This is a genomic window from Mucisphaera sp., assembly GCF_965279675.1.
Classification (GTDB): domain Bacteria; phylum Planctomycetota; class Phycisphaerae; order Phycisphaerales; family Phycisphaeraceae; genus Mucisphaera.
This window is the reverse complement of sequence record NZ_CBDIIJ010000002.1, coordinates 1341193-1366274: the sequence shown is the minus strand read 5'-3', so window position 1 is coordinate 1366274 and position 25082 is coordinate 1341193. Positions and strand designations below refer to the sequence as shown.

General features: G+C 63.8%; 26 protein-coding genes. 12 read left to right on the top strand and 14 right to left on the bottom strand.

The window, feature by feature from the left end; translation table 11 throughout:
- Window positions 1-131: 131 nt before the first annotated feature.
- Both ACQZAB_RS05900 and ACQZAB_RS05895 read left to right on the top strand, forming a co-directional pair.
- The gene (locus tag ACQZAB_RS05900) at window positions 132-521 is read left to right on the top strand and encodes a VOC family protein (protein WP_428387943.1); all 390 of its coding nucleotides are present in this window, start codon (window positions 132-134) and stop codon (window positions 519-521) included.
- A gap of 109 nt (window positions 522-630) precedes the next feature.
- Window positions 631-1137, top strand: a complete 507-nt coding sequence (locus ACQZAB_RS05895; protein ID WP_428387941.1) for a DinB family protein — start codon at window positions 631-633, stop codon at window positions 1135-1137.
- Between the two features lie 42 nt (window positions 1138-1179).
- Here ACQZAB_RS05895 and arsM read toward each other — a convergent pair whose 3' ends face one another.
- The 8 genes from arsM to ACQZAB_RS05855 all read right to left on the bottom strand — a co-directional run bounded on the left by arsM (window position 1180) and on the right by ACQZAB_RS05855 (window position 7432).
- Window positions 1180-2082 carry an arsenite methyltransferase gene (arsM, locus tag ACQZAB_RS05890; protein WP_428387939.1) on the bottom strand — a complete coding sequence of 301 codons (903 nt, stop codon included), beginning with the start codon at window positions 2080-2082 and terminating at the stop codon, window positions 1180-1182.
- Between the two features lie 15 nt (window positions 2083-2097).
- On the bottom strand, window positions 2098-3207 hold the full coding sequence (gene arsB, locus ACQZAB_RS05885) for an ACR3 family arsenite efflux transporter (RefSeq protein WP_428387938.1): 1110 nt from the start codon (window positions 3205-3207) through the stop codon (window positions 2098-2100).
- Window positions 3204-3656 (bottom strand): arsenate reductase ArsC, encoded by a 453-nt coding sequence (locus ACQZAB_RS05880; protein WP_428387936.1) that lies wholly within the window; start codon window positions 3654-3656, stop codon window positions 3204-3206. The genes arsB and ACQZAB_RS05880 overlap by 4 nt, the downstream gene beginning before the upstream one ends.
- Window positions 3657-3691: 35 nt before the next feature.
- Entirely contained in the window at window positions 3692-4090 is a 399-nt protein-coding gene (locus ACQZAB_RS05875; RefSeq protein WP_428387934.1) for an ArsR/SmtB family transcription factor, read from the bottom strand.
- A gap of 48 nt (window positions 4091-4138) precedes the next feature.
- On the bottom strand, window positions 4139-4690 hold the full coding sequence (locus ACQZAB_RS05870; RefSeq protein ID WP_428387932.1) for a GNAT family N-acetyltransferase: 552 nt from the start codon (window positions 4688-4690) through the stop codon (window positions 4139-4141).
- A 28-nt stretch (window positions 4691-4718) separates the two neighbouring features.
- Window positions 4719-5081: a DMT family transporter gene (locus ACQZAB_RS05865; protein WP_428387931.1), complete on the bottom strand. Its 363-nt coding sequence runs from the start codon at window positions 5079-5081 to the stop codon at window positions 4719-4721.
- Between the two features lie 140 nt (window positions 5082-5221).
- Entirely contained in the window at window positions 5222-5917 is a 696-nt protein-coding gene (locus tag ACQZAB_RS05860; RefSeq protein ID WP_428387929.1) for a PEP-CTERM sorting domain-containing protein, read from the bottom strand.
- A 132-nt stretch (window positions 5918-6049) separates the two neighbouring features.
- Window positions 6050-7432 carry a hypothetical protein gene (locus tag ACQZAB_RS05855; RefSeq protein ID WP_428387927.1) on the bottom strand — a complete coding sequence of 461 codons (1383 nt, stop codon included), beginning with the start codon at window positions 7430-7432 and terminating at the stop codon, window positions 6050-6052.
- A gap of 136 nt (window positions 7433-7568) precedes the next feature.
- On the opposite strand from ACQZAB_RS05855, the gene ACQZAB_RS05850 reads away from it, so the two are divergent.
- From ACQZAB_RS05850 to ACQZAB_RS05820, 7 genes are all read left to right on the top strand, one after another.
- Window positions 7569-8324: a hypothetical protein gene (locus ACQZAB_RS05850; protein ID WP_428387926.1), complete on the top strand. Its 756-nt coding sequence runs from the start codon at window positions 7569-7571 to the stop codon at window positions 8322-8324.
- A gap of 7 nt (window positions 8325-8331) precedes the next feature.
- A complete protein-coding gene (locus ACQZAB_RS05845; protein ID WP_428387925.1) occupies window positions 8332-9330 on the top strand; it encodes a D-alanine--D-alanine ligase family protein in 999 nt (332 codons plus the stop codon).
- Between the two features lie 48 nt (window positions 9331-9378).
- Window positions 9379-10281, top strand: coding sequence for a cell division protein FtsQ/DivIB (locus ACQZAB_RS05840; protein ID WP_428387923.1), 903 nt, complete (start codon window positions 9379-9381; stop codon window positions 10279-10281).
- Between the two features lie 61 nt (window positions 10282-10342).
- Window positions 10343-11008, top strand: coding sequence for a hypothetical protein (locus ACQZAB_RS05835; RefSeq protein WP_428387922.1), 666 nt, complete (start codon window positions 10343-10345; stop codon window positions 11006-11008).
- A gap of 87 nt (window positions 11009-11095) precedes the next feature.
- Window positions 11096-11560, top strand: coding sequence for a transcription elongation factor GreA (greA, locus tag ACQZAB_RS05830; protein ID WP_428387921.1), 465 nt, complete (start codon window positions 11096-11098; stop codon window positions 11558-11560).
- Window positions 11561-11594: 34 nt separating this feature from the next.
- The gene (locus ACQZAB_RS05825) at window positions 11595-13379 is read left to right on the top strand and encodes a hypothetical protein (RefSeq protein ID WP_428387919.1); all 1785 of its coding nucleotides are present in this window, start codon (window positions 11595-11597) and stop codon (window positions 13377-13379) included.
- Between the two features lie 48 nt (window positions 13380-13427).
- The gene (locus ACQZAB_RS05820) at window positions 13428-15140 is read left to right on the top strand and encodes a SpoIIE family protein phosphatase (protein ID WP_428387918.1); all 1713 of its coding nucleotides are present in this window, start codon (window positions 13428-13430) and stop codon (window positions 15138-15140) included.
- On the opposite strand, the gene ACQZAB_RS05815 is transcribed toward ACQZAB_RS05820, so the two are convergent.
- From ACQZAB_RS05815 to ACQZAB_RS05805, 3 genes are all read right to left on the bottom strand, one after another.
- Window positions 15141-15419: an acylphosphatase gene (locus ACQZAB_RS05815; RefSeq protein WP_428387916.1), complete on the bottom strand. Its 279-nt coding sequence runs from the start codon at window positions 15417-15419 to the stop codon at window positions 15141-15143.
- 4 nt (window positions 15420-15423) lie between these two features.
- Window positions 15424-16761 carry a S41 family peptidase gene (locus tag ACQZAB_RS05810; RefSeq protein ID WP_428387915.1) on the bottom strand — a complete coding sequence of 446 codons (1338 nt, stop codon included), beginning with the start codon at window positions 16759-16761 and terminating at the stop codon, window positions 15424-15426.
- 68 nt (window positions 16762-16829) lie between these two features.
- Window positions 16830-17576 (bottom strand): YebC/PmpR family DNA-binding transcriptional regulator, encoded by a 747-nt coding sequence (locus ACQZAB_RS05805; protein WP_428387914.1) that lies wholly within the window; start codon window positions 17574-17576, stop codon window positions 16830-16832.
- Between the two features lie 122 nt (window positions 17577-17698).
- Here ACQZAB_RS05805 and ACQZAB_RS05800 point away from each other — a divergent pair, with 122 nt between their 5' ends.
- The 3 genes from ACQZAB_RS05800 to ACQZAB_RS05790 are packed head-to-tail and all read left to right on the top strand — an operon-like array spanning window position 17699 to window position 20898.
- A complete protein-coding gene (locus ACQZAB_RS05800; RefSeq protein WP_428387912.1) occupies window positions 17699-18847 on the top strand; it encodes a C45 family autoproteolytic acyltransferase/hydolase in 1149 nt (382 codons plus the stop codon).
- A complete protein-coding gene (gabT, locus tag ACQZAB_RS05795; RefSeq protein ID WP_428387910.1) occupies window positions 18844-20217 on the top strand; it encodes a 4-aminobutyrate--2-oxoglutarate transaminase in 1374 nt (457 codons plus the stop codon). Before ACQZAB_RS05800 ends, gabT begins: the two co-directional genes overlap by 4 nt.
- A 6-nt stretch (window positions 20218-20223) precedes the next feature.
- On the top strand, window positions 20224-20898 hold the full coding sequence (locus tag ACQZAB_RS05790) for a GNAT family N-acetyltransferase (RefSeq protein WP_428387908.1): 675 nt from the start codon (window positions 20224-20226) through the stop codon (window positions 20896-20898).
- Here ACQZAB_RS05790 and ACQZAB_RS05785 read toward each other — a convergent pair whose 3' ends face one another.
- The 3 genes from ACQZAB_RS05785 to ACQZAB_RS05775 all read right to left on the bottom strand — a co-directional run bounded on the left by ACQZAB_RS05785 (window position 20899) and on the right by ACQZAB_RS05775 (window position 24961).
- Window positions 20899-21990 (bottom strand): agmatine deiminase family protein, encoded by a 1092-nt coding sequence (locus ACQZAB_RS05785; protein ID WP_428387907.1) that lies wholly within the window; start codon window positions 21988-21990, stop codon window positions 20899-20901.
- Between the two features lie 82 nt (window positions 21991-22072).
- Window positions 22073-22939 carry a carbon-nitrogen hydrolase gene (locus ACQZAB_RS05780; protein ID WP_428390144.1) on the bottom strand — a complete coding sequence of 289 codons (867 nt, stop codon included), beginning with the start codon at window positions 22937-22939 and terminating at the stop codon, window positions 22073-22075.
- Between the two features lie 117 nt (window positions 22940-23056).
- Window positions 23057-24961 (bottom strand): cytochrome c biogenesis protein CcdA, encoded by a 1905-nt coding sequence (locus tag ACQZAB_RS05775; RefSeq protein WP_428387905.1) that lies wholly within the window; start codon window positions 24959-24961, stop codon window positions 23057-23059.
- Window positions 24962-25082: the final 121 nt, after the last annotated feature.

Below are 25082 nucleotides of genomic sequence, written 5' to 3'. Positions count from 1 at the left end.
GAATTGACATACCAACCGATGGTATGTATCTTGTAGTGGCTTTTCTTTTCCCCTTGTTACGGAGCCCCGTTGATGCGTCTGGTCTATCCCGTCCTGATGACACGCGATGTCGCTGGTCTGTCGTCCTGTTAATGAAACACTTCTCTTTCCAGGCGGCATTCAAATCTGACTGGTATGTGCACCTGGTGCACGCCGAGCGACCCACGTGTTGTTTGGCGGTCTTGCATGCGGAGCACGAAACCATTCCAGCGTCCTATGGGGCAGAGGCGCGTGGCGTGCTGGTCAACTTCGAGATCGATGACGCATCATCGGCCTTCGAGCAAGCCAAGCGCGACGGCCTCGAGATCGTCCAACCGCTGCGAGACGAGGTGTTCGGTCAGCGCCACTTCATCGTTCAGGCGCCCGGCGGCGTGCTGGTAGATGTCATCGAGGAAATCGAGCCCATGGAGCCCTTCCGATCGATGTTTGTCGATGGTACGGACGCCAAGGGTGCGTCCCCGGAGCACGGCGTGCGACCATGACCGAACGCTCAGGTTCTGCGTGCCGGCATGTCACGCAGAACTAGCTTGCCAGCATCCTTCCTTTTGCCCTAGTTATCGACTTTACGACGACACCACCTGGAGTTGTGTTATGAAGACCCAGATCCTTGGCTTGTACGCCCATACTCTGTCTGAAGCAAAGAAGCTCGTCGCTGACGTACCCGACGAGCGCTTTGCAGAGCTGCCCTACCTCAACGCGAAACACCCGGCCTGGGTGCTCGCGCATCTCGCGGTCGGCAGCGGAATGCTCGCTGGGTGCTTGCTTGGCGATCCGAAGGATTTCGCCGGCGTGCCCGCCTCGTGGTCCGAGCTCGGGCAGCCAGGCGGCCCGGTGAGCGGCGATCGCTCGCTCTTCCCGAGCAAGGCTGACTTGCTCACGACGCTTGAGGCCGTGCATGGGACGCTGGCTGGCCTGGTCGAGACGATGACCGAGAAAGAGCTCGCCGCTGAGTTCGTCGTACCGGAGTGGCGAGACTTCTTCCCGACCAACGGGGTCGCGATCGCGTACATGCTGGGGCACCACGAGGGGTACCATCTGGGTCAACTCACTCAGTGGCGGATGGCTACGGGGTTCGGCCCGCCCGAAGGCGCGTTCTGACACGTGGCCTGCTCTGGCGTGAGCGTGGTCGGCCCGTCGTCCTTACTCTCGCCGGCCCGTCACATCCAGGCTCACCACATAATCACTCACCTTCGCGCCCTCGGGTAGGGACGCGGCGACTTTCTGGTAGAGGGGGTCCTGCCAGTTGGTCATGGCTTCGATGTACTCGGGTTTGGGGGTCAGTTGGAGGTCGGTAAGGCCCGCGGCTTGTACGGCGGCGCGGATGTCCTCGACGAGTTCGGCTCCGGCGACGCAGCCGACCAGGGCTTCGAGGTCTTCGCGGACCGGTTGGGGGAGTGGTTTGAGGAGGGCGAGGTCGGAGACGGCGACGCGGCCGCCGGGCTTGAGGACGCGGGCGATCTCTCGCCAGACCTGAGGTTTGTCGGGTGAGAGGTTGATCACGCAGTTGGAGATCACGACGTCGACGGTGCCGTCGGCGACGGGGAGGTGTTCGATCTCACCCAGGCGGAACTCGACGTTGTCGAGGCCTGACTGTTGTCGGTAGCCGTCGATATTCTGGCGGGCCTTGGCGAGCATCTCGGGGGTCATGTCGATGCCGATGACTCGGCCTTCGGCGCCGACTTTGGGTCCGGCGATGAAGCAGTCGAAGCCGCCGCCTGAGCCGAGGTCGAGCACGATCTCGCCGGGCTTGAGGGAGACGATCGCGGTGGGGTTGCCGCAGGACAGGCCCATGTTGGCGCCTTCGGGCAGTGCGTTGAGGGCGCTGTCGTCGTAACCGACGGCGAGGGCGACCTGCTCGGGGGTGAGGGTGGTGGGTCCGCAGCAGCCGCCGCCTGAGCAACATGCGTCTTCCTCTGTCTGCTCGGCGATGGTGAGTGAAGCGGAAGCGGGGCGGACACCCGACCACTGGCCGGAGCGGGCGATCTGGGCGTAGCCCTCGCGGACGGTGTCGCGAAGGGTGTCGGGGTTGTTGGGTTGTTTCATGGCGGGGTCCTTTTGTTAACGCGTGCTGATGTGCTGGCTGTGGTTGCCATACAGACGCCGTCCAAGCCAGAGCGACACGCTGACCAATCCGATCAGCACTGGCACTTCGACCAGAGGGCCGACCACGGTGGCGAAGGCGACGCCCGAGCCGATACCAAAGACGGCAATGGCCACAGCGATCGCCAGTTCGAAGTTATTGCCTGAAGCCGTGAACGCGAGGGTGGCAGCTCGCTGGTAGTCAGCGCCCACTCGCTTGGCCATGAGAAAGCTGACGAGGAACATGACCACGAAGTAGATCGCCAGCGGGATGGCGATTCGGACGATGTCGAGCGGCAGGGCGATGATGCGGTCGCCCTTGAGGCTGAACATGACGAGGATGGTAAAGAGGAGGGCAACCAGCGTCATCGGTGCGATGGTGGGGATGAACTTTTCTGAGTACCAGGCGTCGCCTTTGATCGGCCGGAGGATGAAGCCTGTAAGCATGCCTGTGAAGAACGGCAGCCCCAGGTAGATCATGACGCTCTGGAAGACCTCGCCCATCGAGATATCGACGGCCGCACCTTCCAGCCCGAGTAGCGGCGGGAGCCAGGTGATGAAGACCCAGGCATAGACCCCGAAGAAGAGAACCTGAAAGATGCTGTTGAATGCGACCAATCCCGCTGCGTAGTCGCTGCTGCCACGAGCGAGGTCGTTCCAGACTAGGACCATAGCGATGCAGCGGGCAAGGCCAACCAGGATGAGTCCGACCATGTAATCGGGCTGGTCATGAAGGAAGAGGACGGCGAGTGCAAACATCAGCATCGGCCCGACGAGCCAGTTTTGTACCAGTGAGAGCACGAGGACCTTCCAGTCGCGGAAGACCTCGGGCAGTTTTTCGTAGCGTACCTTCGCGAGGGGCGGGTACATCATCAGGACAAGGCCGATAGCGATCGGGATATTGGTGGTGCCAACGGAAACGCGGTCGATCGCCTCGGTGACGCTTGGGAAGAAGCTCCCGATGAGCACGCCGAGCACCATCGCGAGGAAGATCCAAAGCGTCAGAAAGCGGTCGAGAAAACTGAGTCGTTTGGGACGGGTTATTGCGCAGGCGGCTTCTGAGGGAGTCGGACTGGCAGCGTGGCTCATCGGTTGACCCCTTCGATGCTCGCGGCTGGCTGCTCGAGCAGGGCTGGCAGTGTCTCGATAAACAAGCGGATTTCATCGCGCACGCGTCTGTAGTGGCGCATGGCATCGTCTTCATTCAAAGCATCGGCGGCGAGTACAGGCGGGTCGTCGAAGCCGTGGTGGATGACGCGTGTCCGCGGGTTCTGCGAGACGAACACGGGGCAGTTCTCGTGCGCGTGGCCGCAGACCGTGACCACGAGGTCGAGCGTTTCGGGCGAGCAAGACTCGACGGTCTTGCTGGTGTGGGCGGAGATGTCCACGCCGGCCTCGCTCATCGCGCGGACCGCGGTTGGGTTCAGGCCGTGCGGGTTAATACCGGCGCTGCACACGTCGATACGGTCGCCGTGCAGGTGCCTGGCCCAGCCTTCGGCCATCTGACTCCTGCAGGCGTTGCCGGTACAGAGGAACATCACACGCGGTCGGTTTGTGTTGTTCAAGCGGGCCCTTACTTGCTTGCGTTAGAACAGCATCCGTCGGTGTTGCAGTAACTCGTGTCGGGCTGGCTGTTGGCCAGGGCATCGGCGAGGTCGCGGAAGTGCTGTTCGAGGGTGTTGGCGTTGGCGGTGTACCAGACCGTGCGGCCCTTTTTCTGGCTGGTGAGCAGGCCGGCGCGGGCCATCAGCGAGAGGTGCCTGGCGACCATCGAGAAGTCGATCTCGCAGCACTCGGCGACCTCGGTGACCGAGCAGGGACGGCCGCACTTGAGCAGACAGGAGAGCAGGCGGGCGCGGGTCGGTTCGGCGAGGGCCTTGAGCAGTTCGGTGTCGAGCAGGCGATCGAACCGCGACCGCCGGCGAACGGCCTGCCTGGGTGAGGGTTGCTTATGTTGAATAAGTGACGCCATGATGCAAGTATATGGGCAGGATGGAACTTTGCACGCCCGGACGGCTGCTCAGCCCTCCACCCAGTATTTCTGTTGGTCCAGAGAGTCGGCGCATCGGACGACCCCGTCGTGCTGGTCGATCACGCCGGGCCGTAGGGCCTGGACCATCCAGGCGTCGGCATGCTCGGGCTTGATGGGGTAGGGGGCGTCGAACCCCCTTGCGCCCGCGGGTTGAAAGCCGTGCCGCTGGTAGTAGTCGGGGGGGCCGAGGACGAAGACCAGGTCGATACCTGCCTTGGCGAGTCTCTTGAGGCCTTCTGCGATCAGCCGGCCGCCGATGCCCTGCCGCTGGTGGTCGGGGTGGACGGCCAGTGGGGCGAGGATCGACGCCTGGACCTCCGCGGGCGGGTCGAGAGCCACCCTTGTGAACAGGACGTGGCCGAGGACACGATCTGCCTCGTCCGCTGCGATGAGTGAGAGTTTTGGCTCAGAGGTGGGGTCTGCCAGCAGGTCCTCGATCAGGCCGGCGATCTCCTGGCCCTCGTCGGCGAAGGCGGCGAGTGAGAGTTCACCTAACGCCGGAGCGTCGGCGGGGGTCGCGTCACGAATCGTTGTCCGCATGGTTGGACCTTTCTGGCGGCGTCACTCCTTAGTCTGCCAGCGCAGCCTGGGGCGCGGGCTCGTGTTCTGGGTCGGCGAGCGTGGATGCCTTGAGACAGGCGACCCCGCCGATGATGAGCACGACGCCGAGTACCTTCACGGCGGACAGATTTTCGCCAAAGAGGACCACACCAAAGACCACGGTACCGAGGGTGCCGACGGCGACCCAGATCGGGTAGGCGACGCTGACCGGGAGGGTCTTGAGGGCGAGCGTCAGCAGCGAGATCCCGCCGATGACGCCGATGATGGTGACGACCGTCGGCCAGAGGCGTGTGAAGCCTTCGGACTGCTTCATCGCCAGGGCGAAGATCACTTCGAAGATGGCGGCGAGGGTGAGGTAGAGCCAGGGCATACAGACTCCCAGGAACCCCAGGGGGTTCTCGACAACGAGTTTTTGTTTCAATTCTGAACTTTAACGAATCGTCAGTACGCTGTCTGAACGCTGGGCTCGACAGTGTAAGAATTGACTCTCGATTCTAATGATCCAAGGCACTACCGACGCCGAACCAGAGCCAGCGACGCTAGACCGAGCAGGACGAGGCTCCCCGGCTCGGGGACGATCTCGAAATCGGGGCCGCTGATGTAGAGCACGTCGTCGATGATCATGCTGCCGGTGCCGGTGGGTGTGGAGCCACTGCCGTCGCCGATGACCATCAAACCGGTGCTGACGACCGAGGCGTTGGCCGGCCCGTGGTAAAGAACTTGAGACTCGTTCAGGCGGTAGGTCACCATGCCGTCGCGGAGCAGGAACTCGTAGGTGTTGAACTCGGTCGGGTCCCAGTCCAGCACCGTACCCCCAGCCTGATTGCTGTAACTCAACTCGTCGGCGAACAGGCCGAAGGCGGCGAGGAACTCGGTGTCGTAGAGGTAGATGCTCCACTCGTCAGCGCCCTCGCTCAGCTTGGCGCGGACGCGGAGGTAGTTGCCCTCTTCGGGCGAGCCGATCTGCCAGGGCACGCTGGAACCGGTGTGGTTGGCGTTGCCGAACCAGATGCCGCGGATTGGGGCGGTCGTCAGCGTCAGTGCCTCGCCATCGGTCGACCAGGATGTCCCGCCAAAGACGATGAAGCTGAACGGGTCCGGCGTGAGAGAGTTGGGCGACTGGGACCCGTCGTAGGAGATCTCAAGCCCGGAAGCAGACATGGCGGTCATCCCGATGGTCAGCGCGGCAGCCAGACGTGTTCGCACGGTGTTCCTCTCTCTCCGATGAAAGCTATTCACTGCCCATAGATTAGCGAAGTCGGCTGCGGCTGTCAGTGGGTCATCGGACGATTGGTTGCCAAGACCCCCAGATTGCCCCGCCTCTCGACTCTCCCTTAATCACTCGGGTGCATCGGCCACTTCGAAATCATAAACCCGGATCTCGCCGTCGACGAAGTTGACGGCGCGTGAGCCATCCCGCGAGTAACGGAGGAAAGCCCGATCACGCGTCGGAAACGGGCCCCATCCAGACCAGACAGGAGGTGTGTGATGCACCGAGCGGTACTCGGACATCTCTAACTCGATCAGGCATAGTCTTCTCAGGCGACTCAACGATTCGCGAGGGGGTGCTTCGAGAAGCATGACCCCGCCATCCACGGGTGTATAGCTGAAATCTGAATCAAACCGATCGCTCGCCCAATGCAATCGGCCATCCTGCATCCTGAAGACTATCAGACCCCACTCAAGGTCAGAGGGCTGCATTGGCGACAGAGAAGCGTTCTTGCTCGACGTGGCATAGAGCCCATCCTCGGTCAATATCGGAGATGGGTAACCATCTTCACTGAGATAGATCAGATCAACGTCGATCAACTCAGCGTTGCTGGCTTTCAAGGTGGCGACAAGTTGTGGCCGCGGAAGATTGGATGGCGTGGCTTGTTCATATGCATCGGCGAACAGATTTGACGCAACCTTGAGTCGGTCGCTCTCGTGATCCCATAGATAAGCGTACCCACCAAAACGACGATTCAGTAGATGCCTCCAGACGGGCTCGTACGGCCCAAGCCTGAGAAGTCGCTGTCGAAACTCAGCGTCGAGCGATACGTGTTCAAGCCTGATCGAGGCCAACTCACTCAGGTCTGCGAATGACAGGCGAGCGATTCGGCTTGCTTTGTCTTCGTGATAGATGACATCGAGGTACTTACCGTGGGTGTACCGGCGTACCCTCGTGAACCCTGTGATGTTGTTGCGGTCGTTCTCGTCAGCGAACCACTTTCCCGTGATGGTGCAGGTGTTCAGCGAGTACGACGCCAGCGCTCTCTGATACTTGGATGACTGGTACTCGAGGATCACTGATTGGTTGTCGTTAGAGCTGTAGACGTCTACGTGGCCAGCCCAACCCCCTAAACGTGAGCCACCGTGGGGAGGATTGATCTCGGGCGGGAATGGGAGATATCCAAGGGTTTTGCCCGTGGCGAGATCGAACCAGCGAAAAGAGGTCACGATCAGGCCGTTGTCCGCTGGCAGGGGGTCTGGCCACACCAACGCGGACGGATGTTGTTCCACAGAGGGGTCTACGAAGTAGGCGGTATCGATCACCGCGGCGTAGCGGCCATCCGGCGACAAGGCGGCACGATCGATGATGGTCTTCCCCGGATTCAAGCGGTAGACCCGGTCGGCCCCGCGGATCTCCGGTGTCTCGGGCCGCACGGTCTCGGCGGAGGTTGGTGCATAAGAGAAACCCGCAAGAAGAAGCACCAGACCCGTCAGCATCCACCGGTTCATCACAAGATCTCCTGAAAGACCCGCTCGTTGTTACCCCATCTTACCCACCCTAACACCGAACCCGATTCGGGCTTCTGGCGTGTATACTTAGGGATTCGCGGCCTGTTTCTGGGCCGCTGAGCCTAGGAGATCACGCATGGTGACGAGCTTCGGGGCTCTCTCGACCGACTTCTACGTTAATCACAAGCTCGCGCTCAAGATGGACCTGCCCAGTGAGCGCGACACGGTGCTGCACTTCTTCGACCGGGTGCGCAAGGCCCAGCCGTCGATGAACCGGTTCCGCAGGTACGAGGGCGAGCTTGCGCTCGAGTCGTCCAAGCGCGACAGCGAGTACACCTGGCTGGCGCTGCGGCGGAACTCGATCCGGACCGGGCACGTGAACCCGCGGTCGCTCGGTGAGGCGGCCAGCTTCCACGGGATGATCCAGGAGTTGCTGCCCTACCACCTGAGCCTCAGCCCTATCGACATCGATTACATCGAGCTCATGTTCGGTTTCGATCTCGAGTGCAAGGACAACCACGACGACATCATCTACGAGGCGCTGTTCGCCGAATCCCGGCTGGGCGGGCTGCTCAAGCTGCCCGGTGCCAAGACGCTGGACGTGCAGCCGGTGCTCGGGATGTCGCTGAACGAGCGTGGCGACCTGCAGGCCTACTTCGAGGCCAAGAGCCGGCCGCGTTCCCGGAGGGGCTCGACCAAGGCGTACCGGGGCGAGCCGATCAGCCTGTTCCTGACGCTTCGGCAGTACGGACCGATCGACCGGCTGGAAGACCTGCCCGGGATCCAGACCGAGCTGATGACCAAGTGCGAGGAACTGGCCACGGATCACCTCGTGCCCGACATGCTGATGCCGATCGCCAGGCAGATCTCGGCAAGGTCCGCAGGACACTGACTTCTTCATGAGCACGGACGACGCCCCGCCACGGAAGGTGATGGTGCTCGCCGGCGGCCCCGATCGGGAACGCCCGGTGAGCCTGATGTCGGGTGCGCTGATCGCCGAGGCCCTGGAGCAAGCCGGCTACGACACGCAGGTGCGGGACGTCTTGCCCGATGACCTCTCGGCGCTGGATGTCGCTGCCGCTGAGCGGCGTGTGGTCTTCCCCGCGCTGCACGGGCCGTGGGGCGAAGGCGGGCCGCTTCAGGAGGAACTGGAGAAAGGGGGTCTGTGTTTCGTCGGCTCGGGCTCCAAAGCCGCCAAGCTGGCGATGAACAAGCACGCGACCAAGCAGCGGCTGCTCGAAGCCGGTCTGCCGACGCCCGAGCACCAGTTGCTGGGCCCGGGTGACCCGCTTGATCTGCCGACACCGGTCGTCCTCAAGCCGGTCGCTGAGGGCTCGAGCCTGGGCATGGCGATCTGCCGGAGCCTTGACGACCTCGAACCGGCCCGCGATCGGCTGCACCCGGACTTCGGCACGCTGCTCGCTGAGCGCTTCATTCCGGGCCGGGAGCTGACGGTCTCGGTCCTGGGTGGGCCGGAGCCAGATCAGCCGGTCACCGCCCTGCCGATCATCGAGATCCGCTCGGCGGCGAGCTTCTACGACTACCAGGCCAAGTACGAGAGCGAGGACACCCAGTACCTCTTCGACCTCGGCCTGCCCGATGACCTCTATCAGCGGATCCAGTCCCTCGCGGAGCAGACCCACCGGCTCATAGGTACCCGTCATCTGAGCCGGGTTGATCTCATCCTCAGCGACGAGAACGAGCTCCAGATTCTGGAAATCAATACGCTGCCTGGGTTTACATCCCACTCTCTGCTGCCCATGGCCGCGAACCGGGCCGGGCTGGAGGCCGTAGACCTTGTGACAAGGCTGGTGGGCATGGCGATGGGTAACCCGCAGGAGCCATTGAATATCATTCAGTGTGGCCGGGACGCCCTCCCCGCCGATCGCACTGGTTAGCGAGACATACCTACCCAAGACGCCCCAGACGCGGAGAACGCCCCTCAGATGTGGCCCTTTCGTTCAAAGACCAAGAAGACCCGGTCCAAAGCCGGCAGCCGATCGAAGACAGCCGCTTCGTCGGCCTGGGACAGCGAGCGCACCCAACGCGGGCTGGCCATCGCCGCGGTGATGCTTTTGTGCCTTGGGATCGTCTTCGGCTGGCATCCGGCTGAGGACGCTCTACGCGATTACCTCGTGGACCGCGTCCCGCTGACCACCGCGCAGGAAGCCGTCGAATTGGTCGATCAGCCAAGCTGGATGAGCCCGGTCGTCGCTGAGGAACTCCGGCGCGATGTCGCCGAGCGACTCACCGAAGACCGCCTGGATCAGGAAGGCCTGTCGATCGCCGCTCAGGCGCTTGCCGCCAACCCCTGGGTTGAAGAGGTGCACCGGGTTCGCCGGCTGTCGGATGGCGGGGCCGAGGTCATCGCCAGCTACCGCGAGCCCGTCGCCGTGCTCGAAGGCCGCGACGGCTACTTCATTGTTGACGAAGCCGGTATCCGGCTGCCCGGCGTCTACAGCCAGGCGCAGGCCAGCCAGCTCGGCCTGCCGCTGATCACGGGCGTCCGGGCCGCGACCCCGGTCGCCGGCTCGACCTGGCGTGACGACGCCATCCCCGCCGGGCTCAAGCTCGCCCTGCTGGTTGAGCGGGAACCCTTCGCCGATCAGGTCGTTGCCTTCGATATCAGCAAACGCGATCGTCAGGGCCGGGTTCACCTGGTCATGCACACGTCGGAAGGCCAGGTTCGCTGGGGCCTGCCGCCGGGTGAAGAGCGCGCGATCGAACACCCCGCCGATGTGAAGCTCAGCTGGCTGCGCGAGGTCGCCAGCGAGCGCGGCACCATCGACGCTGGCGGCGCTGTGGTCGATGTGTACACCCCGGCGATTCAGGTCAGCCGGATGCCCTGAATCGCCTCGTGATCTGAAACCGACACTTCCCTTCTGAGACCCATCGACGAAAGACTGTGCCATGCGTTGGGTCCTTTTCTGGTCATCACTCTGGCTGCTCGGTTGCTGGGGCGTGGTCGGCCTGACGCTCGGCTGGATGGGCACCGGCGCCCGGGTCATGGTCTTGCTGGTCACGACCGCCCTGCTGCTGCTCTGGCCGATCGGAAGACTCAGCTGGCTCGACACCCCCAGGCCCGCGCCGGGGAGTACCGCCCACTGTCGGCCCGTTGCCGAAGCCCTGGTTGTGCTTATCCTGGCCCAGTTTGTGCTCTGGCCGCTGAGCATTCTTGGCCGCTGGCCACTCGAAGCCAATCTCTGGTTGTCGGTCATTCTTCTCGGCTGGATGCTCTTCGCCGCGGCCTGGGTCCGACTCGGACTTCTCCGTGGAAGCCTCGTGCGCACGATGATCGCCGCCGGCCTCTGCCTGGTCTTCTTTCTGCTCCCACTCCTGGCTCTCTCTGACCGGGTTCCTCTGCCGGGGCTGTTGGGCGCGTCACCGCTGTTGTTGTCCTGGGAGCTGACGCGGAGCCAGCTCGTCCAGGTGCCGTCCAACAGCATCTCGGTCGCCTTTGGAGCGGCAGCGGCCGCGTGGGTGCTGGTGATCTTCGCGTTGCTCACGATTCCGCGTTCACGAGCGATCAGGCAGGATCGGGCGGTAGGCACAGTCGGGCCGAATCCCAAGAAATAGGCTTCAAACTGTCAGGGTTCTGCTAAAATCACGTGTTTGCCAAGTCACGCCCCGGAGAGGGGGCATCATGACGACCAAGGACCATCGATGGATTTCATCACCGCCGAAGACAAAGCCAAGATCGAAGCCCGGCTCCACGAGCTCAAAGAGCGCCGGGTGATCCTCACTGAGCGTATCGCCGAAGCTCGTGCCCAAGGCGACCTCAAGGAGAACGCCGAGTACCACGCCGCGCGTGACGAGCAAGGTATGGAGGAGGCAGAGATCAAGCGGCTTGAAGAACGACTCCGAACCGCGCAGGTCGCTGAGGACGTAGAGATCCCGGAGGACATGGTTTTCCTCGGAGCCACGGTGCGGCTGAAAGACCTCGACGACGAAACCGACGATCTCTATAAGCTCGTCGGTGAGTCCAGCGGCTCGTTCGACGGCGACGCCATCGAGGTCACGGCCTCCAGCCCGATGGGGGATTCGCTGCTTCGAGCCCGCGTCGGCGAGACCGTCCGCGTCGATCTGCCTAGGGGCACCAAGCGCTTCGAGATCCTCGAGATCCTCTGACCGACCCCGGTTTTGACCGGCCAGGAGCCCAGCCATGAACCGTGCCATCCTGCTTGCAGCAGCCCTGACCCTCGCCGCCAGCCCCGCTCTGGCCCAGCAGCGCGTTGACAGTGGCGGCCGCGCCCTCGATGCCAATCAGCAGGTCGGATCGGGGGGTGTCAACCGGCTCGAAGGCCAGGTCGATTACGCCGCCCGTAACAACCGGATCACAGGCAACGTCACCGACTTCTCGCAGTTCCGGGGCGTCATCAACTACTCCGCCGCGGGCGAGTTCACCGACACGCTCGGCAGCAACAACCTGTTCCGCTTCCGGGCCGACAGCTTCGGCTCGGGTGTCGGCAACGTGAACACCTCTCTGGTGCCGCCTCAGATCCCAGGCGAAACCCCTTCGGTCGCGCGGACCTTCGCTCCGCTGGTCCCCAACCAGGGGATTCCCGGCGTCGGCAACCGCACCAACAAACTCGTCCCCGAGGGGGCCGACTACCGGGTTTATGGCGTGACCAACGCGCCCGGAGCCGGTGTCAGACTCAATGACGCGGCTTTCGAAACCGATGGTTCGGCGATCGCACGCTTCCAGGATCAACAGGGCCGTGCTCTGGAGATCCGGGTTTCGCCGCTGACCGGCGTCCGTAGCCTGACCGGTGAATCGCAGCGACCGGCCCCGCAGGCCGACCCGCAGGAACCCGCGGACGCTTCACCCTTTTCCAGACCGCCCAGCCTGCTCCGCAGCTTCAACGCGGCCCCCGGTACCGACGCTGCCGCCGCGCCGAGATCTGCTTCCCAGGCCCTGGGGGATCGCCGGATCGGCGGTGCCTCGCTGATCCTCGGCAACCAGCTTCAGGCCGCTGCGCCCGGTTCCCAGCGGGTGGGTATTGATGCCCAGCCGCTTAATGAGCTCGTCGCCGTGCTCGAAGCCTCGATCTTCAACCAGGCAACCCTCCGGCAGTTCGACCCGGGCGACGATGTCTACGCCGACCTCATCCGCGAACGGGTGCAAGGCAACCTCGCCAGCAGCGACGGCACCACCGAGACCCTCCCCGGCAACCAGATGCTCTACCCGGACGGCTCGTCGCTGTCGGACGAGCTGCGTGCGTCGATCGATGAACCCGCTGAAGATCGGGTCCAGGCCGCTGAGAACGCCCGCAACATGGCGCGCGGACTGTTTCAGGACGACCTCTTCCTCGACGAGGGTACCGATACCGAGTCCACGCCCAGCGACATCGAAACCGATGAGCCTCAGGCCGATCCCGAAGCCGTTGATGCCCTCGAACAGCTCGTCCGCCGGATCGCGCTACCGACCGACCGACTCGACACCCTCGTCGGCGAGCGCGAGAACCGCTTCGCCGAACTCATGAAGCAGGCCGAAGGCCAACTGGCCGACAACGCCTTCTTCGCCGCCGAACGCACCTACCAGCAGGCGCTGATCCAGAGCCCCGGGCACCCCATGGCCCGGGCCGGCCTGATCCACGCGCAGATGGCCGCCGGCATGATCCGCTCGGCTTCGGCCAATCTCCGAGGCCTGTTCAACGATCACCCCGAAGTGCTCACGGTCCGCTATGGCGAGTCCGTGCTCCCGCCCGCCGACCGGATCAACTGGATCCAGACCGAGCTCCAGCGGGCCATCGCCGCGAGCTCCGACCAGAGTCAACCCGGATTACTCCTGGCCTATCTCGGCTATCAGCTCGAATCGCGGCAGCTCGTCCGATACGGCCTCGCGGTCGCCGGGGCCGCCTCCGGCACCGACCCGCTCATCCCGCTGCTCGAGCGGCTCTGGCTGCCAGAGGACGCCTCATCCGGACCGACCATCGGCATCGAGTAAGCTCCACCCACCCGACCCCGCTTCGAGTCAGCGCACAGGAGCCCCCGATTGGGCCCGACCGGCGACAGCCTATCCATCCCGCCAACCCAGACCGTCCCGGAACTGATGCGCCAGGACCGGGTGTCGCGCACCGATACCCTGCTCGCCTACTTCGACCGGAACACGCTCCAACAACTCCAGGACAGCCTGACCGCTGCCATCGGCCTGCACGCCCGCTTCGCCGACACCGCCGGCCGCGCGCTCACCGAAGCCACCGATCCAGCCAAGCGTGCGCAGTCGGATGCGCTGCTCGGCGAGCTGCTGACCGGTGATGGCGAGGACGATGGGATCTTCCGGGCCACCATCAGCGCCGGCAACGTCCGGCTGGGAACCATTGAGCTCCAGGCCGAACAGGCCTTCGACATCGATGGGAAGGCTACCTGTGAGAAACCGGATGCACGCAAGCTCGCCGTCGGCATCGAGCTGCTGCACCTGATCGCCAACAGCCTCACCCGGCTCTGCGAGCAGGAGATCCAGTCGCGCCAACGCGTCGAAGAACTCGCCGTGCTCTATCGGATCAGCACGATCCTCTCGGGACAACGCGACCTCAGGCTCGTCCTCGACCTCGCCGCACGGTCGGTGGGGGAAGTGATGGACGCCCGCGCGGTCAGCATCCGTCTGCTGGATGAGGAACGGCAGGCACTAGACACCCGCGCCAGCTATCGCCTCTCCCCGGCCTATCTGGAGAAGGGCGCGCTCGACGTCGAACACAGCCCCATCTTCACCAAGGCACTCGCCGGAGAGCCCGTCTACGTCGCCGACATGGGCACCGACCCGCGCGTGCTCTACCCCGAAGAAGCCCGCGCCGAGGGCCTGGTCTCGATGCTCTGCGTCGGCATCGCCTACCAGGGCAAGGCCATCGGCACCGTGCAGGTCTTTACCGGCAAGAAACGGCGGTTCACCGAATTCGAGAGCGATCTGATCGTCGCGCTGGCGCAGATCCTCGGGGCCGCTATCGAGAACGCCAGACTCGATGAAGAACGTCGTGAGAAAGAGAAGCTGGTCCACCAGCTGCACCTCGCCGGCAGCGTGCAGCGGCGAATGCTCCCGCAGAGAAAACCCGACTTCCCCGGTCTGGACATCGCCGCCCGCTACATTCCCAGCTACGAGCTCGCTGGCGACTTCTACGACTTCCTCCGCCTGGAGGATAACCTCGGCATCGTCATCGGCGACGTCGTCGGCAAGGGGGTCGCGGCCAGCCTGCTCATGGCCTCCGTCCGTGCCTCGCTCCGCGCTTACGCACAGGACCTCTACGACATCGACGAGATCATGTCACGCGTCAACCGGGCCCTCACCCGCGATACCCTCGACAGCGAGTTCGCGACGCTGTTCTACGGCGTCATCGATCCCAGAACACTCCGGCTGACCTACTGCAACGCCGGCCACGAACCCCCCCTGCTCCGTCGCAATGGCAGACTCCACAAGCTCGAAGCCGGTGGGCTGGTCGTCGGCGTCGAACGCGAGGTGCCCTACGACAAAGGCCTCTGGGACCTTGAACCCGGCGACCTCCTCGTCCTCGTGACCGATGGCGTCACCGAAGCGCAGTCTTTCGACGGCGAGCAATTCGGACGAGAAAGACTGTACGCCGCCCTGCTCGAAGCCGAGGGCAACGCCGAGAAGATCATGAACCACCTGCTCTGGCAGGTGCGCCGGTTCACCGGCATCCGCCGAGCCAACGACGACACCACCCTGGTCGTCGTGCGCGTCGATGACAAGCGCTGACTAACCCACCCCGAACGCGAACTCGGTCTCCGCCGGCAGGCAGGCCACGACCTGCCGATCGACGCCGGTGATGTGCCGCTCCATCACCTTCTCCAGCCGATCGAAGAAGGCTTCGACATCGCCGGTCGGCCCCTGGGCCTCCACGCGAACCGAGCCGTCCGGGAGGTTGCGGGCAAAACCGGTGATCGCATACGGTCCGGCCAACTCAACGGCTGTCATCCGAAACCCGACACCCTGAACACGCCCCACATACCGGGCCCGAACGCGAATCGAATCCATACCTCTACAAATCCTCGATGTGCCTGATCGCTGCTTCCAGGACCGGGTCGGGCGTCAGCAAGCCCGGCGCTTCCCAGGGAACCTCCACATCCGGGTCGATCCCGTAGCCCTCGAACTCATCACCAAAAGGCGTCATCGCCTTCCAGCTCGGAACGTACAGCATCACGTCGTTGCCGAGGTCGTAGGGCACCGGGTTGCCGGAACTGCCCTGCGAGGTCTCCCCAAAGATCGTGGCCCGCGGCGCCTGACGCATCATCAGCAGGAACGCCTCGGCGGAACTCATCACCGCCGGCCCGGACAACACCGCCACATGCCCGCGATACCGCGGCCTCGCGAAGTTGGGCTCAACCCGCCTCTCGATCGGATCGGTGAAGCCCAGCGGCAACCCTTCGTCCCGGTAGACGTGCTTGGCGTAGAGCATCTGCTCATCCACAAAGCAGCCTGCAAACTGCCTGGCGATCTTCTCCGACCCCCCGCCATTCAGCCGCACGTCGATAATCAGACCCGGCTCATCGACGTGCCGACCGACAAACGCAAACAACGGCTCGTAAGCATCCTCGGTCTGCGCCCCCCAGGTCCTGACCAGTGCATAAGGCACCCCGCCACGGAGTGTGGCAAAGGCAAGGTAGGGATTCGGTTCTTGCCAGTCCCTGGCCGCCGCGCGGATCCAGGACTCGTCGATGTTCGGATTCACGGGCGCGACATGCGTCGAGATCCGCTCGCCCTCGACCTCGAGGAACAGGTGCTTGTCCTGAGCCTGCTTGAGGATTTGCGCTGCCAGCATGGCGAAGCGCTGAGGCGTGCGCTCCCGCACCAACGCCCCGGACATCGCATCGATCTCCCCGGGCCAGTCGATCATGAAGCGCTCGTAGTGCGAGTAACGCACGGCCATCGCCTCACGCATCAACTCCACCGCCGTCTGCTGCTGCTCAGCCGTGTAGACCGCCGCTTCACGGGTGTTCCGCTCCCGCTTGGCACCCGTCCGAAACTCCAGCACGAAGGGCTCGGCCGACTCGCCCTGCTCACTCTTGAAGTTCTGATAGCGATCGTCGTTGAAACCGATCCGGTACATCCGGTCCGGCTCGAGGAGCACCGGCAACACAAAGGTCCGCTGATTCGCCCAGCGCGTCCGACCGATCCGCGGCATCGTGCGCTCGTCCCCCACCACCGACATCCCGGAGCGATTCATCGGCTGATCGAAGGTCACCACCACCTGACGGAGCTTCGGGTCGACGCCCATCGCCATATGCTCCGGCGTCGTGCTTACCACATGCGGAGCCGCCCAGACCACAGTCCCCAGCAGCAAAAACACAGAGATCGAACGCAGCAAAGAGAGGGTCATGGCACGCTCCGGAATCAGTTGGATACACCTCAGACTACCGCAGACAACGTCATAAGACCAGACAGTACCTAATCCAGACCCGCCATCTCCTCATCCGGAATATCAAAGTTCGCGTGCACCTTCTGGACGTCGTCGTGATCCTCCAGCGTCTCCATCAGGTCCAGCACCTTCTTCGCATCCTTGCCCGTGCAGGTCACGGTCGTCTCCGGGATCATGGCCAGCTGCGCCGATTCCACCTCCAGGCCGGCTGCCTCGATGGCCTCTCGCACCGGAATCAGGTCCGCGGGCTGGGTCAGCACCCTGAAACTCTCCCCCTCATCCGTCACGTCCTCCGCACCCGCTTCCAGCACCAGCTCCATCAGCGCCTCCTCGGAGATCGCCTCCTTGCTGATGTAGACCTGCCCCTTACTCTGGAAGTTGTAGGCCACACAGCCCGAAGCCCCCAGATTGCCGCCGCACTTCTCAAAAATCTTCCGCAGCTCGGGCACCGTCCGGTTCTTGTTGTCGGTCAGGCAATCCAGCATCACCGCCACCCCGTTCGGGCCATACCCCTCGTAAACCACCGCCTCGTAGCTCTCGCCATCCGCGTTGCCCGCCCCCTTTTTGATGGCGTTCGCGATCGTGTCCTTGGGCATGTTCTCGGATTTGGCATCGTCGATGGCATACCTCAGCGCCAGGTTCATCGCCGGATCGCCCCCGCCATTCCGCGCCGCCACGATGATCGCCCGCGAGCACTTGCTCCAGATCTTCGACCGCCGGGCGTCCTGACGGCCCTTCCGGTGCTTGATATTGGCCCACTTGCTGTGTCCAGCCATAAAGCTGTCTCCATCCTGTTCTTCCGAAAGCACAATTGTAATCAGCCCCTGACCCGCTGCAGCCGATCGGCCCAGCCTTCTATAATCTCCGCTCGACGCAACCACGCCCCAAGCGAGAACCCATGGCATCTATCCAGTGGCTCCGACTCGAAGGCTCCCCCTACGACGCCGGCTTCAAGCACGGCCAGGCCTGGGCCCCTGAGATCCGGGCCATCACCGCCGAACGCATGGAACTCCTCTCCGACCCCCACTGGACCCAGGGCGGCGCCCCCGCCGCCACCATCCGAGCCCTCGGCGAACAATGCCTCGCCGAGCAGGACGATTACGACCCCTCCCTCTCCGAAGAACTCCACGGCATCGCCGAGGGCGCTGGCATCGACCCGGTCGAAGCACTCATCATGAACGGCTTCACCGACTTCGTCGACACCGTCTACGCCCACCGCGGCAGCGAGCCCGCCGGCGACGAGGCAGGCGGATGCACCGCCGCCATCGTCAGCGGTAAGCGCGCCGGAGCCGACCGTCCCTACTTCGCCCAGACCTGGGACATGCACCCCACCGCCACGCCGCACGTCCGGATGATCTCCATCGACCGTCCGGGCGAGCCCTCCGTCATCACCTTTACCCTTGCCGGCTGTGTCGGCATGATCGGCATGAACGACGCCGGCGTCTGCGTCGGCATCAACAACATCCTCGTGACCGACGGGCAGGTCGGCGTCACCTGGGTTTTTGTGGTCCGAGCCATGCTCCGCCAGCGAACCGTCGAAGCCGCCCGCGCCGAACTCGACCGCGCCAAACTCGCCGGTGCCCACAACTACCTCTTGCTCGGCCCGACCGAAGCCGGCGGCTGGGCCGGCTACAACATCGAGGCCACCCCATCCCACCGGGCCGTCACCCCGCTTAAGGATCTGCTCCTCCACACCAACCACTGCCTCGATCCCAGCACCGAGGCCGTCCAACGCGACAAGCACCCCACCGCCAAAGCCTGCACACGAACACGCCTCGCCGAAGCCGCCGACCTCATCGATCAACAACACCAGCTCGACCCCGGCAAGCTCAAAGCCTTCCTGGCCACCCGTCGTGCCGATGGCATGGGCATCTGCCACGACCCTCTCGACGGTTACAACGTCGAAACCTCAGGGGCCGTCGTCATGGACCCCAAAGCCCGAACCCTCTGGGCCTGCTGGGGACGCCCCGATACCCAACCCTGGGAAACCTTCCGGGCCACCGATCACGGATTCACACCCGCCGCCGAGAAAGAAGCCTCACGATGACCACCGCCCTTAAAGACAGCCTGATCCAGATCAACACCCCCCTGCCCGGCCCCAAGGCCCAGGCCATCCTCGACCGCCGCGAAGCTGCTGTCGTCCGCGGCAACGCCCGCGCCACACCGCTAGTCGCCGAACGCGCCGAAGGTGCGATGGTCACCGATGTCGATGGCAACACCTTCATCGATATGGCAGGCGGCATCGGCGCGATGAATGTCGGCCACGTCATGCCGGGCATTAAAGAGGCTGTCCACGAACAGGTCGACAAGCTCTGGCACCTCTGCTCCATCGTCGGCACCTACGAACCCATGGTCGCGCTCAGCGAAAAACTCAACGAGCTCGCGCCCATCTCCGGCCCGCTGAAAACCATCCTCCTCAACTCAGGCGTCGAAGCCGGCGAGAACGCCGTCAAGATCGCTCGCTACGCCACTAAACGACACGCCATCATCGTCTTCGAAGGCGCCTTCCATGGCCGCTCGCTCCTCGGCATGACAATGACCAGCAAGTACGACCTCTTCAAACGCGGCTTCGGCCCCTTCTGCTCCGACGTCTACCGCATCCCCTACCCCTACCCCTTCCGATGCAGCCGGACCAACTGCGGTGGGTCCACCTGCGTCGGCTCCTGCATCGATGAACTCCACAAAGCCTTCACCGCGCAGGTCTCACCCGAATCCGTCGCCGCCGTCATCATCGAACCTGTCTTAGGCGAAGGCGGGTTCATCCCCGCACCCCCCGAATACCTCCAGGCCCTCCGCCGCATCTGCGACGACCACGGCATCCTCCTCGCCTCCGACGAAGTCCAGACCGGCTTCTGCCGAACCGGCAAGATGTTCGCCATCGAGCACGCCGGCGTCGAACCCGACATGCTCATCACCGCCAAGAGCATCGGCGCCGGCCTGCCCATCTCCGCCGTCACCGGCAAAGCCGACATCATGGACGCTCCCCACCCCGGCGGGCTCGGCTCCACCTATGGCGGCAATCCCGTCGCCTGTGCCTCCGCCCTCGCCACCATCGACCACATGGAGAAACACAAACTCGCCGACCGCGCCAACGAGGTCGGCAAGGTCATCATGGACCGCTTCCGGCAGTGGCAGGCCAAGTACGAGTTCATCGGCGACGTCCGCGGACTCGGCGCGATGTGTGCCATGGAGTTCGTCATGGACCCCAAAACCAAAGAGCCCAACAAGCAAGCCCCGGTCGACATCGTGCAGGAAGCCTTCCAACGCGGACTCATCATGATCCGCGCCGGCCTCTACACCAGCTGCCTCCGCATCCTCTGTCCTCTGGTCATCACCGATGAGCAGCTCGAAGAAGCCATGACCGCGCTCGAAGCCGCCGTCCACGCCGCCTACGAGAAGTGGAAGACACCCCGCTAAGCCGACATGGCCGCCAACACCGACGACCTCCAGCTGGTGACCATCGAGCCCGAGCACTTCGCCGCGCTCGAGCAGCTGCAGATCGACTGCTACCCCACGCTCGACCCCCGCGAGCTGATGCGCGTCCCGCAATTCGAAAGCCAACACAAGGTCTTCCCCGAAGGCCAGATCGTCGCCATCCTCCCCGACAGCCCCGAACTCTCAGCGGCCCCGTGCTGCCCGCAAGGCCGTGTCGTCGGCCAGGGCTCCGGCTTCTTCATCGACTTCAACTTCGACGACCCCGGACACACCTTCCTTGAAATCGTCGACAACAACTTCTTCCGCAACCACAACCCACAAGGCGACTACTACTACGGCGCCGATATCTCCACGCACCCCTGCGCCCGCGGCCGAGGCATCGGCAAAGCCCTCTACCAGGCCCGCAAGGACCTCGTGATCCGCCACCACAAAGAAGGCATCGTCGCCGGCGGGCTCATCCCCGACTACGCCCACCACAAACACAAACTCTCACCCAGCGACTACGTCAACAAAGTCGTCGCCGGCGAACTCACCGACAGCACCCTCACCTTCCAACTCCGCAACGGCTTCAAAGTCCGCGGCATCCTACAGGACTACCTCATCGACGAAGCCAGCAACAACTGGGCCACGCTGATCGAGTGGCGAAACCCAGCGTCTACTTAATCAGCTTTCAACCGCCGGCTGCTGCTGACTCAAACAATGCAGCGACCCGCGCCCCACGATCAGCCACTCCGAACGAATCGGCACCACCGTCAGGTGCGGGGCCGCCTGCTCGTACAGCCGGATCGCCGCGTCATCCGTCCGCCGGCCGAACACCGGCAGAAACAGATGCCCGTTCGAGATCAGGTAGTTCGTGTACGACGCCGGCAGATGCCCACCACCCGTTGTCTCGCCATTCGCATTCCGCTCGGCCTCGTAGTCGTCCGGCATCTCGTACGTCACCGGCGGGTCCACCTCTGGCAGCTCGATCAGATTCAGCTTCTGCCCATCTTGATCCCGAGCCTCCTGCAGCGCCTGCCAGTTGGCCTCCAGTGCCTCGTGATCCGGATGACCCTCCGGCGCTCGCACCGCCACGATCGTGTCGGCCGTGATCCACCGCGCGAGGTCGTCCTGATGCCCGTCCGTGTCGTCGCCCTTCAAACCCTTCGGCATCCAGATGATGTTGTCCACGCCCAGCGTCCCCGCCAGATTCGCCTCGATCTGCTGCTTGCTCAATGTCGGGTTCCGGTTCGGATGAAGCAGACAAGCCTCCGTCGTTAACAACGAGCCCTTGCCGTTCACCTCGAACGCTCCGCCCTCCAGCACCATGTCGTGCTTCCAGTGCGGGATCACACGACCCGTCTCCGTCTCCAGAAACGCCGCGATGATGTCCGGCACCGCGTCCATCTTGTCCCAAGGCGGGTACTTCCCGCCCCACGCGTTGAACCGGTAGTTGTTGAACGCCAGCCCGCCCTTGTCATCCACCAGGAAAATCGGGCCGTAGTCCCGCACCCAGGCGTCCTCCGGCGCAATCCCCACGGACTGCGTCGTCGTCACCGGCACCACCTTCGACATCTCCCCGCACCACGCCGCGTGCTGCTCCTGAGCCTCCTGCAGACACCCGGGAAACGTGTCCGGGTTGGTAGGCGTCGTCACCCACACCCGCTGCTGCGGCTCCCACTCCGCCGGCATCCGATACCCAAGCTCAGCAGGCGTCGGACCCTGCTTCATCACAGCCGATTCGCCGTCGCGCGTGACTTCGTAATAGGGAGGCATGACCTCGTCGCTTCAAAATGGAGGAACGGTTCTACTGAAAAAACCCAACGATGCCTCTTCCGCGAGGCACGCTCGGTCTGACTCAGGTCCCGTCCAGCATCCGACGAATCAGATCGCCGTACGCATCCACCCGACGATCACGCAAAAACGGCCAGCCAATCCGCGACTCCTGAATCTTCGTCAGATCGCACTCCGCGACCAGCACCGCTTCCTGATCAACCGGCGCCTCCGCGATCACCGCACCACCCGGGTCCGCAATGAACGAGCTGCCCCAGAACGTCAGGTCGCCCTCCACCCCCGTCCGGTTGATCGCCGCCACATACACCCCGTTCGCGATCGCGTGCGACCGCTGCATGATCTGCCAGCTCTCGCGCTGCCGCTGATTTTCACCGTCATCTTCTTCCTTGTGCCAGCCAATCGCCGTCGGATAGAAAAGAATCTCCGCACCCCGAAGCGCCGTCAGCCGCGCCGCCTCGGGATACCACTGATCCCAGCACACCAGCATCCCCGTCTTCACAAAACGTGTCGACTGCACCCGGAACCCGTCCGGCGCATCCCCGGGCGTGAAGTAGTACTTCTCGTAAAACCGAGGATCGTCCGGGATGTGCATCTTCCGATACGTGCCGACGATCTCACCACCAGGCGAGATCATCACCGACGTGTTGTGAAACAGCCCCGGCGCCCGCCGCTCGAACAAGGACGCCGAGATCTCGATCCGCAGCTCCTTCGCCAACTCACACAGCACCCCCGTCGTCGGACCCGGGATCGTCTCCGCCAGCCCAAAGTGCTCAGGGTCTTCTACCTGCGGGAAGTAGTGCCCCGTGAACAACTCCTGCGTCGCCACCAGATCGGCCCCACGACCCGCTGCCTCCCGAATCATCTCAAACGCGTGGGCCAGATTCTGGTCCGGGCTCGCATCCACCGGGCACGCGTGCTGCACGAGACCCAATTTGAACGACACTGGCGAGCCCACGATCAGAACACTCCCGGGCGACAACCGCCCTGTAGTAGAGCCTGAATCCTACTCGATCCCCTATCATCCGGCACCCCGCACACCCCCCACAACTCACGGCCCAGCAGCCGTAACCGACGTCTCAGGCTCGAGTTCCGCCAGCAACTGATCCAGCGTATACAACCCCTGCAACACCCGATCCGGCTCGGCCTGACCCGGGTGATACACCGCCGCCAACGGAATCCCGCCCCCACCCCCAAGCTCCCGCTGAAGCGGCCAACCCTCCGCATCCGACGCCGTCAGGTCCACCTTGAACGCCACGTAGTCCGGGTCATCGAAGTACCCCACCACCTCCGACCGACGGTAAAGCGTGCCCTCCAGGTAATGACAATTCCCGCACCAGTCCGCCGTGAACTTCAGCAGCACATGCTTGCCATCCGCCCGCGCCTGCTCAAACGCAGCCACCGTGTATGTCTGCCACGGCACCGGGCTGCTGCCGGCCAGCACACTCGCCATCAGATACCCCGACCCCGTCACCACCACCGCCACCGCCACGGTCGCAACCCTCGTCACCCACCGCCGACTCAAACCCCACCCCACCCAAACCATGTAAAGCATCGTCGCGCCAATGAGCCCCGCGATCACCCACCATTCCAACCGACCGGGAATCAGCGGGCCAAAGAAGAACACCGCCACCGCGATCAGCAATCCGCCCATCACCCGCTTCACCAGCTCACTCCCCGGACCCGACCTCGGCAGCCGATCCACCAACCCCGGAAACGCCGACAGCAACAAGTACGGCGCGGCCATCCCCATCCCCACCGCCACAAACGTCCCCAGCGACAAAGCCGCCGGCTGCTTCACCGCCCACGCGATCGTCGCCCCGAGCATCGGGCCCGTGCAAGGCGTCGACAACACCGCCGTCAACACACCCAGCAACAGATTCCCCATCGCCGTATCCGAAGATGGATTCAACGCATACACCGACGACGGCAGCCGGAAACTAAACAGCCCCATCATTCCCAACCCCATCACGACGATGATCACACCCAGCCCCGCTGAGACAGGCGGGTAACTGAAAATCTGACCCCACTCCAACGCGTCCAAACCCGAAATCAACCCCGCCACCAGCAAGCCCAACACGAAGAACGCCAGCACGATCCCCAGCGAATAGACCAGCCCCAGAAACAACGCCCGCTTCCGATCACCCGCCGCCTTGTGCAGACTCATCACCTTGATCGGAATCACCGGCAACACACAAGGCGTCACGTTCAAAAGCACCCCCGCCCCGAACGCCACCGCCAACACCAACACCACACCCACCAATCCGCCCGTGTCGATCGTGAACTCCAAGCCCAACAGGTCATTCCGCAGCAGCGACTCCCCCGATCGCGCCACCGCCGCCTCCCCACCCTCATAGACCGACGCAAACGTCGAAGGATCAAACCCCGCGAACAGCCCCGCCTCACCGGGCATCGGCTCCAGATCCGCCCCCCGCTCCAGCACCTCCAAAGGCGCCTCCACCACTAGCGTCGCCGGCGCAAAACAAACCTGATCGTTACACGCCTGATAGAAGATCGAAACCGATACCTCCCGCACACCCGCCGCCGCATCGTCTGCCACCACCACCGGCACGTGCAGAACCACCTGCCCCTTGAACGACGCCAGGGGCTCAGCCGAATACTGCACCTCGATCATCTCCGGCTCGGGATAAGCCACCGCCCCCACCAGCAAACCCTCCCCGGCTTCGATCGTCACCACCGTCGGGATGTAAGGCGTGTCCGCAGGCATCGCCTCGGCATTCGGATTCGTGTGAAACCCCTCCGCGATCTCCAGCGCAATCGCCAACGCCCGCTGGTCCCCAGGCAGCGCCCGACCATCCTGCCACACCGCCCGAGCCGTCACGATCTCCCCATCAAACCCAAACTGACCATAAGCCTGCCCCGCCCCGGGCCCCAAAACTCCGAGCCAGGCAACCAAAACCAGACCCACCCACCAGCCAGCACGCGTCCAATGCATCAGCTACCTCAGCTCCAATCAGACAAACCGGTCGCCGGTCACTTCCTTCGCGGCATCCATAAAACAGGCGGGAACCAGAATTGATTCCCGCCTGCTCAAGGTCATCTCAAACCCAATCCAT